This window comes from Curtobacterium flaccumfaciens, assembly GCF_051548005.1.
GTDB lineage: Bacteria > Actinomycetota > Actinomycetes > Actinomycetales > Microbacteriaceae > Curtobacterium.
This window is the reverse complement of the sequence record NZ_JBPUGH010000094.1, coordinates 1-13,520: the sequence shown is the minus strand read 5'-3', so window position 1 is coordinate 13,520 and position 13,520 is coordinate 1. Positions and strand designations below refer to the sequence as shown.

At 74.0% G+C, this 13,520-nt stretch carries 5 protein-coding genes; all 5 read right to left on the bottom strand.

Annotation, left to right across the window (positions count from 1 at the left end; all coding sequences use genetic code 11):
• Positions 1 to 70: 70 nt before the first annotated feature.
• The 5 genes from ACSW7Y_RS11565 to ACSW7Y_RS11545 all read right to left on the bottom strand — a co-directional run bounded on the left by ACSW7Y_RS11565 (position 71) and on the right by ACSW7Y_RS11545 (position 13,510).
• Complete coding sequence (locus tag ACSW7Y_RS11565; RefSeq protein ID WP_438126429.1) at positions 71 to 1,123, bottom strand: aspartate-semialdehyde dehydrogenase; 1,053 nt, start codon at positions 1,121 to 1,123, stop codon at positions 71 to 73.
• Positions 1,124 to 1,149: 26 nt separating this feature from the next.
• A complete protein-coding gene (locus ACSW7Y_RS11560) occupies positions 1,150 to 2,415 on the bottom strand; it encodes an aspartate kinase (RefSeq protein WP_412881260.1) in 1,266 nt (421 codons plus the stop codon).
• 131 nt (positions 2,416 to 2,546) lie between these two features.
• Positions 2,547 to 3,146: a recombination mediator RecR gene (gene recR, locus ACSW7Y_RS11555; RefSeq protein WP_438126428.1), complete on the bottom strand. Its 600-nt coding sequence runs from the start codon at positions 3,144 to 3,146 to the stop codon at positions 2,547 to 2,549.
• Positions 3,146 to 6,022, bottom strand: a complete 2,877-nt coding sequence (locus tag ACSW7Y_RS11550) for a DNA polymerase III subunit gamma and tau (RefSeq protein ID WP_438126427.1) — start codon at positions 6,020 to 6,022, stop codon at positions 3,146 to 3,148. Before ACSW7Y_RS11550 ends, recR begins: the two co-directional genes overlap by 1 nt.
• A 132-nt stretch (positions 6,023 to 6,154) precedes the next feature.
• Complete coding sequence (locus tag ACSW7Y_RS11545; protein WP_438126426.1) at positions 6,155 to 13,510, bottom strand: choice-of-anchor G family protein; 7,356 nt, start codon at positions 13,508 to 13,510, stop codon at positions 6,155 to 6,157.
• Positions 13,511 to 13,520: the final 10 nt, after the last annotated feature.

Below are 13,520 nucleotides of genomic sequence, written 5' to 3'. Positions count from 1 at the left end.
GACCCGCACCGCGCCTCCCGTCCGACTCGCGGTGGCGTCCGGCCCGTGGTGGCGTCCGGAGCGGCGGTCGCTACGCGGTGACCGCGCGACGCGCGACGATCGCCTCGGCGATCTGCACCGCGTTGAGCGCGGCGCCCTTCCGGAGGTTGTCGTTGCTGACGAACAGTGCCAGGCCGTGCCCCTCCGGCGCGGACTGGTCGGCGCGGATGCGGCCGACGAACGACGGGTCCTGCCCCGCCGCCTGCAGCGGCGTCGGCACGTCCGACAGCTCCACGCCCGGCGCGCTCGCGAGGATCTCCGTCGCGCGCTCGGGTGACAGCGGCCGGTCGAACTCCGCGTTCACCGAGATGGAGTGGCCGGTGAACACCGGGACGCGGACGCACGTACCGGCGACGAGGAGGTCGGGCAGCTCGAGGATCTTGCGGCTCTCGTTGCGGAGCTTCTTCTCCTCGTCGGTCTCGCCGAGGCCGTCCTCGACGATGCTCCCGGCGAGGGGCACCACGTCGAACGCGATCGGGCGCACGTACTTGACCGGCTCGGGGAACGTCACCGCGGTGCCGTCGTGGGTGAGCTGGGCGGTGTCCTGCTCGAGCGCCGCGCGCGCCTGACCGAGCAGCTCCTCGACCCCGGCGAGCCCGGAGCCCGAGACGGCCTGGTAGGTCGTCGCGACGAGGCGACGGAGCCCTGCTTCGGCATCGAGGACCTTCAGCACGGGCATGATCGCCATCGTCGTGCAGTTCGGGTTCGCGATGATGCCCTTCGGGGCGTCGTCGATCGCGTGCGGGTTGACCTCGCTGACGACGAGCGGGACGTCCGGGTCCATGCGCCAGGCACTGGAGTTGTCCACCACGACGGCACCGGCCGCGGCGAACTTCGGCGCGAGGGCGCGAGATGCCGTGGCGCCCGCCGAGAACAGCGCGATGTCGATGCCCGACGGGTCCGCGGTCTCCGAGTCCTCGACGACGATGTGCTCGCCTCGGAACGGGAGCGTGGTGCCGGCCGAGCGGGCGCTCGCGAAGAAGCGGACGCGGTCGGCGGGGAACGCGCGTTCCTCGAGCAGGCGACGCATGACCGCGCCGACCTGACCGGTGGCGCCGACGACGGCGACGGTGGGGTTGCTCATGTAGTGCTCCTGGTCGATCTGCCGGCTCAGCGGCCGGTGCCGGCGTAGACGACGGCCTCGGTCTCGCCGTCGAGGCCGAACGCCTCGTGCACGACACGCACGGCGTCGTTGAGGGTGTCGGCCCGGGTGACGACCGAGATCCGGATCTCCGACGTCGAGATCATCTCGATGTTGATCGAGGCCTCGTGCAGGGCCCGGAACAGCTGCGCGGAGACGCCGGCGTTCGTGCGCATGCCGGCGCCGACGAGCGCCAGCTTGCCGATCTGGTCGTCGTACTGGATGCTCTCGTACCCGATGTCCGCCTTCGCGACCTCGAGCGCGGTGAGGACGCCCTGGCCCTGGTCCTTCGGGAGGGTGAACGAGATGTCCGTGCGGCCGGTGACGGCCTCGGACACGTTCTGCACGATCATGTCAATGTTCGCTCCGGCGCGGGCCACGATCGTGAAGATCTCGGCGGCCTTGCCGGGGGTGTCGGGCACGCCGACGACGGTGATCTTGCCCTCGGAGAGGTCTCCGGCGATGCCGGTGATGATCGGTTCTTCCACGGTTTCCCCCTCTGCAGGGTTGTAGACGATGGTGCCCTCGGCGTTGGAGAACGACGAGCGGACGTGCAGGGTGACGCCGTGCCGACGGGCGTACTCGACGGCACGGATGTAGAGGACCTTCGCGCCGGACGCCGCGAGCTCGAGCATCTCCTCACTGGTGATGCGGTCGACCTTCCGGGCGCGCGGGACCACGCGGGGGTCGGCGGTGAAGATGCCGTCGACGTCGGTGTAGATCTCGCAGACGTCCGCGTCGAGGGCGGCCGCGAGGGCGACGGCGGTCGTGTCGGAACCACCACGACCGAGTGTCGTGATCTCGCCCGTCGTGCGGTTGAAGCCCTGGAAACCGGCGACGATCGCGACGTGTCCGGCGTCGAGGGCCTCACGCACGCGCTTCGGGGTGACGTCGACGATGCGCGCCTTGCCGTGCTGGGCGTCGGTCAGCATGCCGGCCTGGCTGCCCGTGTACGACGACGCTTCGACGCCGAGGCTCTTGATCGCCATCGCGAGGAGCGCCATCGAGATGCGCTCCCCCGCCGTGAGGAGCATGTCGAGCTCACGGCCGGCCGGGATCGGCGTCACCGAGTGCGCGAGGTCGACGAGCTCGTCGGTCGTGTCGCCCATCGCGGACACGGCCACGACGACGTCGTTGCCGGCCTTCTTCGTCTGGACGATCCGCTTCGCCACGCGCTTGATGCTCTCGGCGTCCGCGACGGACGATCCACCGAACTTCTGCACGATCAAGGCCACGGGTAGGTACTCCTGGGGACGGGGCGGACGCGCGGAGCGCGCGGTTCCGACAATCGTAGAGGGTGTTCCGGGGATGTTGCGTCGGGACGGTCCCCGACGCAACGATCCTGCGTCGGCGTCGGCCGGAGGGGTCAGCCGCCCACGAGGCGCCGGCCCTCGAAGGCGCGACCGAGCGTGACCTCGTCCGCGTACTCGAGGTCGCCGCCGACGGGGAGGCCGGACGCCAGTCGGGTGGTCCGGATCCCCATCGGCACGAGCAGGCGGCTGAGGTACGTCGCGGTCGCCTCGCCCTCGAGGTTCGGGTCGGTGGCGATGATGACCTCGTCCACGGTGCCGTCCGCCAGTCGCGTCATCAGCTGCTGGATCCGGAGGTCGTCCGGTCCGACGCCGTCGATCGGGCTGATCGCACCGCCGAGCACGTGGTACAGCCCGCGGAACTCCCGCGTCCGCTCGATCGCCGCGACGTCCTTCGCCTCCTCCACGACGCAGATGACGCTCGGGGAGCGCCGCGGGTCACGGCAGATGCTGCAGCGCACGTTCTCCGTGACGTTGCCGCAGACCTCGCAGAACCGGACCTTCTCCTTGACCTCGGCGAGGAGCTCGGACAGGCGCGTCGGGTCGAACGACTCGGTCTGGAGGATGTGGAACGCGATGCGCTGCGCCGACTTCGGGCCGATGCCGGGGAGGCGGCCGAACTCGTCGATGAGGTCCTGGACGATGCCGTCGTACATCAGGCACCGTCCTCGTGGAGGGCGGTCTCCTCGATGAACTGCGCACCGAGGATCTCGCGGACGACGGCCTCGCCGTAGCGGCCGGCGACGGCGGTGCGACGGATCTGCGGAGCAGGAGTGGTAGTGGGAGCGGTACGGGTTGTCTGCTGCGAGCCTGCCTGCTGCGGGCCTGCCTGCTGCTGACGTACCTGCTGCTGGCCTGCCTGCTGCTGCGGGCGCGCCTGCTGCTCCTGTTGCGGCCGTGCGGCGTTCGGTCGGCCGTACCCCGGGTCGGGGAAGGGCGCGCCGTCGTCGTACGGTTCGTCGTCGAGCGGGTAGTCGTCCACCGGGACCTCCGTCGACGGCGCCGCGACCGGGGTCGACGGTGCGGTGCTCGTGGCGGTCGCAGCGGCCGGGGCCGGCTCGGCAGCGGTGGCGGAGTCGCCGGTCGTGGCGGGTTCGTCGGTCGTGGCGGACTCGGCTGGCTCGGCGCTCGCGGCAGACGAGGACGCGGCGCGACCCGGCGCCGAGAAGGACGACGCGGGGCGGAGCTGCGCGGCGAGCGCCGCGTCGGCCGCGGGGTCGGCCGGACGCTGCGGTTCCGCCGGCGCCACGGACTCGTTCGGGTCGGTCTGCCCGAACGGTGCGCCCCAGGTCGGTTGGACCGACTCGGGGACGGCACCTGCGGTCGGGTCCGTGGTGGGGATCGCGGCGACCGCCCACTCCGTGACGGGCGCACTCGGCTCGGCCGGCTGCTGCGCCGGCTCGGGCTGCCGATCCTGCTGCTGAGGACGGCGGTCTCGCTGCGGCTCCTGCTGTTGCTCGACCACCGGACGCTGCTGCGGCTGGGGGCGTCGCTCCTGCTGCTCGGGCGCCGGACGCTGCGGCTGCGCCCGCTGCGGCTGCGCCTGCTGCTCGGGCGCCGAACGCTGCTGCGGCTGCTGCTGCGGCTGCGGCTGCTGCTCGGGCGCAGGACGCTGCTGGGTGCCTGCCGCCGCCGGGCCTCGGGCGACGAACTTCACGCGGATGCCGAGCACGTCGACGATGGCGGCACGGAGCAGTTCGCTCACGCTCGCCGACGGGTCGGACATCTCCTTGAACGACGCGACGTCCTGCTGGCTCGGGAACGTCAGCGTGAGGACGTCGTCCCGCAGCGCCGTGACCTGGGCGGTCACGACGACGGACCACGCCGATCGCTTGGCGCGCTGCACGTGCTCGACGACCTGCGGCCAGGCATCGCGCATCTGCTGGAACCCGACGACGCCGACGGGCTGGATCGCGGGCTCGTCGCCGACGGCGGTCCCCTGCCCGGTCGACGAGGAGCTCACCGGGGCCGAGGGTCGCTCGGACTCCGCCGTGGGCGCGGGCTCCGGGGTCGGAGCACTCGGCACCGCAGCAGCCCACGACGCGGCGGCGTCACGGGCTGCTGCCCCGGGGGCGACCGGGGCGGGAGCGGCGTCGGCCGGACGGTCGGACGAGCCGGCGTCGTTCGCGGTCGGAGCGGTGGCCCGGGCGGCGGGCGCCGTGGTCCGGGCGGCAGGGGCCTGGACAGAGACGTCCTGGACAGAGACGTCCTGGGCAGAGACGTCCTGAGCAGGGACCCTCGGAGCGGCGGCGCTCGGAGCGGCGGGTCCAGCGGGGCGCGACGCAGCCGCTGCTGCGGTACGCGACGCGTCGACAGCGGACCCGGTCGGAGCCGACCGGACCGGCTCGGCCTGGTGCCCACCGGCGTCACCGACACCGATGCGTCGTTCGAGCCGCTCGACCCGGGCGAGGGCACCGCGCTGGGTGTCGTCGCTCTCGGGCACGAGGATGCGCGCCGTCATCAGCTCGAGGTGCAGGCGGGGCGAGGTCGCGCCGGTCATCTCGGTGAGCGCCCGGTTCGCGATGTCGGCCGCCCGGGAGAGCCCGGTGGCGCCGAACACGCCGGCCTGCCGGGTCATCGTGTCGAGCTCTTCCGGCGAGACCCCGCGGAGCACGGCGGCCGCGCTCTCGTTCGTGGCGGCGACGACGATGAGGTCACGGAGACGCTCGAGCAGGTCCTCGACGAAGCGCCGCGGGTCCTGCCCGGTCTGCACCACGCGGTCCACCGCGGCGAACGCGGACGCCGGGTCGGCCACCGCGAGCGCGTCCACGACGTCGTCGAGCAGCGCGGCGTCGGTGTAGCCGAGCAGCGCGACGGCGCGCTCGTACGCGATCGCACCGTCCTCGCTGCCCGCGATGAGCTGGTCGAGCAGCGACAGGGTGTCGCGGACCGATCCCCCGCCGGCCCGGACGACGAGCGGCAGCACGCCGGGGGCCACCGACACGGACTCCTGTTGGCAGAGCTGCTCGACGTACTCGAGCATCGCCGCGGGCGGCACGAGTCGGAACGGGTAGTGGTGGGTCCGCGACCGGATGGTGCCGATGACCTTCTCGGGCTCGGTGGTCGCGAAGATGAACATGACGTGCTCCGGCGGCTCCTCGACGAGCTTCAGCAGGGCGTTGAAGCCCTGCGGCGTGACCATGTGGGCCTCGTCGAGGATGAAGATCTTGTAGCGGTCGCGGGCGGGGGCGAACACCGCACGGTCGCGGAGGTCGCGCGCGTCGTCGACGCCGTTGTGGCTCGCCGCGTCGATCTCGATCACGTCGAGCGAGCCACCGCCGCCGCGGGCGAGCTCGACGCAGCTCGGGCACACGCCGCACGGCGTGTCGGTCGGCCCCTCGGCACAGTTGAGGCAACGCGCGAGGATGCGCGCCGAGGTCGTCTTGCCGCACCCGCGGGGGCCGCTGAAGAGGTAGGCGTGGTTGACCCGGTTGGTCCGCAGCGCGGTGCGCAGCGGATCGGTGACCTGGGACTGCCCGATCAGCTCGGCGAAGTTCTCGGGCCGGTAACGGCGATACAGGGCGGTGACCACGCGACCAAGGGTAGTCGGCACCGCCGACACCACCAGCCGTCTCCACAGGACCCGACCGATCGACGGACGGGAGGCACGGTGCGGGCGTGCACCGTGCCTCCAGTCCGTCTCCTGGTCGCGCCGCGACCGGCGTCAGCCCCTGCGGCGACGCACCCCGCGGGCGAGTCGGGACAGGCCGAGGAGCAGGAACCCGAGCACCACCAGGCCTGCCGCCGCGCTCGCGAGGGGTGCCACGTCGGTCCCGGTGAAGGCGAGTCCGCCGCCCGACCCGACTCCGCTGCCGCTGCCGGGCGCCGCCGGAGCCCCCGGGGTGCCGGGCATGTCCGGAGCACCCGGAGCACCCGGAGCACCCGGAGCTCCCGGCGTACCCGGCGTACCCGGCGTGCCCGGCGTGCCCGGTGTACCTGGTGTACCCGGGTCACCCGGGTCACTCGGCACGGGAGGCGCCCCGTCGACCACGACCGTCACGGTCTGCGCCGCCGACGTCGCACCCGCGACCGTCTGCACGACGCTGATCGTGTGCGTGCCGACGAGGAGCCGCAGGACGACGCTCCAGGCCCCGTCGGCCCCGGCGGTGACCGTGACCGGCGATCCACCGTCGACCGACAGGGTGACCGTCGCACCGGGCTCGGCCGTCCCGGTCACCCGCCAGTCGGTGTACCCGGCCCCGTTCGCCTGCTGGTGCGTCCCGGGCGTCGGCGCCGTGATCGCGAGCGGGTCCACGGCGGCGACCACGACCGCGACCGGCTCGGCCGCGGTGGCGACCCCGTTCACGCTCTCGGTCGCGCGGATCGTCCACTCGCCCTCCGGCACGCGGTCGAAGGTCACGCTCCAGGCACCCGTGACGTCCGCGGTCGTCGTGCGCGACTGCCCGTCGGACAGGGTGACGACGACGAGTGCGCGGGGCGTCGCGGTCCCGCGGACGGTGAACGAACCGGAGTCGCCCGTGCCCGTCGCGGGGATGAGCTGACCGGGCGTCGGGCTGGTGATCGTGATGCCCGTGGGCTGCGCGACCACCACGGTGACGCCGACCGTGACCGGCCGCGAGGTGACGCCACCGACGGTCTCGGTGACCGCGACGGTGTGGTCGCCCGCGGGCACCCCCGGCACCGTGACGGTCCAGGACCCGTCACCGCCGGCGAGGGTCGTCCGTGTGCGCCCGTCGATGTCCACGGTGACGCGCGCGCCGGGTTCTGCGGTGCCGGAGACCGGCACGTCCGCGGTCCCGCTCGGGACCGTGAACACCTGGCCGTCGACGGGCGTCCGCACGTCGACGCCGCTCGCGGCCTGGACGGTGAAGCCGACCGCCGGTGCGGACGACGACTCCGAGCCGACGCGCTGCGACGCCGCGATCGTGTGGTCGCCGGTGCCGACCGACGGCACGTCGACCGACCAGTCGCCGTCCGCGTCCGCGGTCGTGGTGACCGGGTCGCCGCCGTCGACACGGACGCTCACCGCCGCTCGCGGGGCCGCGGTGCCGGCCACGGTGACCGTCGTGGACCCGCCGAGCACGCGGTGGACCGTGCCCTCGGCGGGGGCGGTCACGACGATGGCCTCGGCCGGTGCGACCTCGACGGTGTACGCGCGGTCGATCGGCGTCGACACCGTGCCGCCGACGACCTGCCGCACCTCGATCGTGTGGTCGCCCGGCTCCACGCCCGGGAGGGTCGTGGACCAGCGGCCGTCGCCGTCCACGAGGACCTCCACGGGCGCGCCGTCGTCGGCGACGAGCCGGACGGTCGCACCGGGGTCGCCCGTGCCGGACACGGGGACGTCGGTGGACGTCGTGCCGTTCGGCACCGTGACCGTGGCGTCGGCTGTCGGGCTGGTCAGCGTGAGCGCGCGACCGGCGGTGACGGTGAACGTGCTCGTGACCGCGGGCGAGGTGGACGCTCCGATCGTCTGGGTGGCGCGCACGGTGTGCTCGCCGGTGCCGACCGTCCCGAGGCCGACGCTCCAGGTGCCGCCCGTCGCCGTCGTCGTGACCGGGTCCCCGCCGTCGATGGTCACGCGGACGACGGCGTCCGCCTCGGCAGCACCGGCCGCCGTGACAGCGACCCGCGAGTCCGGCTGCGCGACCCGGACCTCGGTCCCGTCGCCCGGTGTGGCGATCGTGATCGGGTCCGCGACCGTGACGCGCACCCGGACCTCGACCGGCTCGGAGACGGTGTCGCCGATCCGCTGCGTCACCCGGACCGTGGTCGGGTCCCCCGCCGGCACGTCCGGCACCGAGACCGACCAGTCGCCGTCGGCGTCCGCCGCGGTGGACTCGCTGCGGCCGCCGCCGAGGTCGACCACGACGGTGGCGCCGGGCTCGGCGGTCCCGGCGACGTCGACCGTGGTGGTGGCGTCCGGGCCGGCGACGGTGTAGTCCTGCCCCGCCGTCGGCTCCGTCACCGTCACCGGGTCACCGGCCACGACGACGACGTCGCGCTCGACCGGTGTGGTCGAGGTGGAGCCGCCGACCGTCTGCGTGACGCTGACCGTGTGCATCGCGACGGCCAGGTCCGGGACGTCGATGCTCCACGACCCGTCCGTGCCCGCCGTCGCCCGCACCGGGTCGCGGTCGTCGACGGTGAGTTCGACGATGGCGCCCGGCTGGGCGTCGCCCGCGACGGTGACCGTCGTGGTCGCGTCCGGCCCGGCGACCGTGACGGGGTCCGAGGGCTGCCGGATCGTGAGCGCTGCCGCGGCCACGACCGAGACGGACCGTTCGACGGCGGCGCTCGTGGTGCCGCCGATCGACTGCGTCACCGACGCCGTGGACGATCCCACGGGGACGTCCTCGACGGTGGTGTCCCACGTGCCGTCCTGCCGCACGGTGGCCGTGGCGGTGCGGTCGCCACCGAGGTCCACGGTCACCTCGGCACCGGGCGCGCCGGTGCCGGCGAAGTCGACGTCGGTCGTCGCGTCATCGTCCGCGACCGTGACGGTCGTGACCTCGGCCGGGGTCCGGACGACGAGGGGAGCACCGGCGGCGACCGTCACGTCGACGGTCACCGGCGCGGACTGCTGCCCGCCCACCGACTGCGTCGCCGTGACACGGTGGTCCCCGACCGGCACGTCCGTGAACGTGTGCGACCAGTCACCGTCAGCGGTGCTCGTCACCGTCGCCGACGCCCCCGTGGAGAGCCGGACGGTCACCTCCGTGTCCGGCTGCGCCGTCCCGCTCGTGGTCAGGTCGACGGTCCCGGTGGCGTCCGCGACGGTGACCGTCGTGTCGACCGCGGGCTCGGTGATCGCGATCGGCACGGCTGCGCGCACCCGGACGGTCTGCTCCGGACTGGAGGCGGTGGTGCCGCCCACGGTCTGGGTCGCGACGAGCGGGTGGTCGCCCTCCGGAACGGCGGTGAAGACGACGGTCCAGTCGCCGTCGCCGTCCGCGGTGGTGGTCAGCTCCGCGTCGGCGAGGGTCACCCGCACCGGGGCACCGGGGTCGGCGGTGCCGACGACCGTCACCGGACGGGAGTCCCCGGCGTCCGGCACGGACAGGATCCCGGCTCCCGGCGACGTGATCGTCACGGGGTCGGCGGCCTCGAGCGTGACCGTCCGCTCCGCCGGCGTGGACGTCGCGCCCGCGACCTCCTGGGTGACCGACACGTCGTACGCACCGACGCCGAGGTCCCGCAGGGTCACCGACCAGGACCCGTCGGCAGCGGCGGTCGTGGTGCGGTCGTCCTGCTCGGGCACCGACAGGGTGACCGTCGCGCCGGGCTGCGCCGTGCCCGTGACGCGCACGTCGCGCGTGACGTCCTCGCCCGCGACGCGGATCGGGTCGGTCGTCGGTGCGGTGATCCGGACGGGCGCGGCCGTGACGACCCGGAACGTGGTCGGGAACGCGCTCGTGCTCACGCTGCCGACGGTCTGCGTCGCGTTCACGGTGTGCGTGCCGGTCGGTGCGATGCCGGCCGCGGTGACGGTCCACGCGCCGCTGGTCGGATCGGCCGTCGTCGTGAAGGCCGTTCCGCCGTCGACGGAGACCGACACCGCGGCACCGGGTTCGGCCGTACCGGTGATCGGGACCGTCGCCCGGGCGTCCTCGTCGACGACGACGATGCGCGTGCCGACGGGCGGGGTCTCGATCGTGATGGCCGTCCCGGGAACGACCGAGAAGGCACGAACGACGGTGTCGCCCCGCGTGCCGTTCACGGTCACGACCGCGGTGACGGTGTGGTCGTCGGTGTCGAGCCGGACGCTGCCCGTCGCCGGTGCGGTCCAGCGGCCGTCCGGGCCAGCGGTGACCTCGATCGGGTCGCCGTCGTCGAAGCGGACCGTGACGGTGGCGCCGGGTTCGGCGGTGCCGGTGGCGACGACCGGAGCCGAGCCACCGGGGCCGGACGCGATCTCCGAGCCGGCGACCGGTGTGTCGATGGCGACCGGGGCGCCGGCCACGACCTCGAAGTCGCGGTCGACGGGGCCGGACGTGGCGCCGCCGACGGTCTGCGTGACCCGCACGGTGTGGACGTCGACGTCGACGCCGGGCAGGGTCACCGACCAGGTGCCGTCGTCACCCGCGGTCGTGGCCACCGCCGCGCCGCCGTCGAGCCGGACGTCCACGTCGGCGTCGGGCTCGGCCGTACCGGAGACCCTGACGGCGATCGTCGAGTCGGCGGTGGCGACGGTGGTGCTGCTGTCCTGCGTCGGCGTCGTCACGGTCAGTGCTGCGGCGGCCCGGACCGTGAGGGTCCTCGTGACCACCGGCGAGGTGGTGTCGCCGATCGTCTGCGTGGCACTGAGCGTGCGGGTCCCGACCGGCACCCCGGCCACGGTGAGGGTCCAGTCGCCCTCGTCATCGGCGGTCGTGCTGGCCGTGAGCCCCGAGCCGACGGAGACGTCCACGGTGGCGCCGGGCTGCGCGGTGCCGGTGACGCGGACGTCGGTCGTGTCGTCGACGGTGAGGACCGTCAGCACGGCACCGGCCCCGGGCGCGGTCAGCACGAGGGGTTCGCCCGCCACGACGGCGAAGTCGCTCGTCACGGGGTCCGACGTCGTGCCGGCGACCGTCTGGGTCGCGGCAGCGGTGCGCTCCCCCACGGGAACGCCCGCGAAGGTGGCGCTCCAGCGCCCGTCGTCGTCCGCGGTCGTCGTCGCCGCGAACGCTCCGCCGATCGAGACCGACACCCGGGCTCCCGGGGCCGCGGTGCCGCGGACCGTCACGGGTGTGGTCGACGTCGGGTCGGCCACACGGATCGTGCTGCCGTCCGCGGGTGCGGTGATCCTCAACCGCTCGGCGGCCGTGACGGTGAACGCGCGACGCACCGGCTCGCTCGTCGACCCGCCGATCGTCTGGGTCACGGCTGCGTCGTACGAGCCGGCCGGCACGTCCGGTACGGTCGCCGACCACGACCCGTCCGCCGCAGCCGTCGTCGACGCCGCGAGGCCGTCGCCGAGGTCGACGTCGACCGTGGCCCCGGGCTGCGCCGTCCCGGACAGGACGACCTGGCGGGTGGTGCCGACGAGCGGGAGGTCCTGCCCCGCGCTCGGTGACGTGACCGTCAGGTCGGCTGCCTGCACGACGCGGAAGGACCGGGTGACGGGTGCTGACGTCGAGTCCCCGACGGTCTGGGTCACGCTGGCGGTCCAGCTACCGGTCGGCAGGTCCGCCACCGGGACGCTCCAGGACCCGTCGGCGGCGACGGTCGCCGTCCCCGTGCGACCGCCACCGAGGTCGACGTCGACGCGCGCGCCGGGCGTCGCCGTGCCGGTGAGCGTCACCGTGGTCGAGGTCCCCGCGATCGTGAACGTCCGGCCGGCGGTGGGCGTCGTGACCACGAGCGGCTGCTGTGCCACGACGGTGAAGCGCTGCGTGACCGTGCCCGCGGCCGTGCCCCCGACGGTCTGCGTCGCGGTGGCCGTGTACTCGCCGGTCGGCACGTTCGCGACCGACGTCGTCCACGTGCCGTTCGCCGCGACGGTCGCGGTACCGGTGCGGCCACCGCCGAGGTCGACGCGGATCGTCGCGCCGGGTTCGCCCGCGCCGCTCACCGTGATGCTGCGCGTCGAGGCCGCGCTGGGCACGGTGAACTGCTGCCCCGCGGTCGGCGCGGTGATCGTCGGCGTCGCGAAGGCCGCGGCCCGGACGGTCGAGGTCGCGAGGTCGACCGTCGCCACGTCCGCGCCGGGCAGGACGGACAGCCGGAGGGCGTGCACGCTCCGGGCGCCGGTGTCGTCGCCGCGGCCGTCGCGGAAGCCGGTGCTCGTGTCCTGCGCGTTCACCGTGAGGTCGACGACCTGGCGGAGGAGCAGCACGACCGGTGCGAGCGTCCGCGCGACCGCGGTCGTCGTGGCCCGCAGTGCGGTCCCGAGGTCGTCGAGTGCGGTGCCGGTCACGAGCGGTCGGACGAGCGTCTGCGCCGCCGGGACCACGAGCGAGGTGATCGCCGGGGTGAGGAGCGTGCCCAGGAGCGACAGCCCGAGCGGGCCGCCCGTCACGGTCGTCGTCGGCGTGCCGGGGGCGGAGCCGGCGAGCTGCCCGAGGGTCGAGTCCACCCGGATGGTGATCCGGTCGAGGGCCCCGACCGCGGAGCGGACGTTCGCCGCGACGTCGATCCGGACGGCGGTCGAGTTGATCGTGTTCACCACGGCCGTCCGCAGCGCCGTCGGCAGCTGGGTCCCGAGGATCGTGGCGATGCTCTGGTTGATCGACGCCACCGCCGCGTCCGTCAGGACCGGTGTGTTCGCCGGCTGGCCGTTGAGCGCCGTGAGCTCGTCGAGGTCGACGGTGATCGCGCCGGTCGACGGGGTGATCGTCACCGCGCCGTCGGTCAGGGGCTGGGCGAGCACCTGCGTGAGGGTGTCGTCGAAGTTGAGGTTCACCGACGCCTTGACCGTGGTGCCGTCGACGGTCACGAGTGCGCCGAGCGCGGTGGTGCGCAGGAGGCGCTGGAGTTCGGCCGTCAAGCCGGTCGTGACACCGGAGAACGCACCGTTCGCGCCGACGGTCGTGTTCACCGTGGTCGAGAACGACCGGAGGTCGCTCCGGAGCGACGTGCTCAGCCCGGCGACCGCGGGGCTCGTGAGGTCGAGCCGTGCGCTGGCGATCCGGTAGTCGCTCGACGTCGTCACGCTCGCCCCACGCGTCGCCGTGATCGTCGACGCGAGCGCGCCGACCTGCAGGCGTCCGGTCGAGAGCACCGAGGTGTCGGCACCGACGCGGGACAGCAGCGGACGCAGGTCCAGCGTCGCCGCGTTCGTACCGGTCCCCGATCCCACCCCGATCGCGCCGTCGTCGGTCAGGAGCCCCGCCGAGGCGGTCGCTCCGGTCGCCGAGCTCCGCGCGTACTGCCCGTCCACGCCGAGCGTCAGGATGCCGTTCGAGCCGAGCAGGTCGACGTTGTTCCCGAGCCGCACCCCGAGCGCGTTCACGGCGGTGAGGTCGAGCGGCTGGCTCGTGGTGCCGCCCCCGCTCGTCGCGGCCCGGGCGGAGTACGCCCCGCCGAGTCGTGCGATCGAGTCGACGTCGATGATGCCGGAACCGCCGAGCAGCACGCCCTCGGCC

What these genes read in the sequence shown, in the direction of transcription:
- ACSW7Y_RS11565 (WP_438126429.1), bottom strand. Translation starts at nt 1,123, where the DNA reads ATGAGCAACCCCACCGTCGCCGTCGTCGGCGCCACCGGTCAGGTCGGC.
- recR (WP_438126428.1), bottom strand. Translation starts at nt 3,146, where the DNA reads ATGTACGACGGCATCGTCCAGGACCTCATCGACGAGTTCGGCCGCCTC.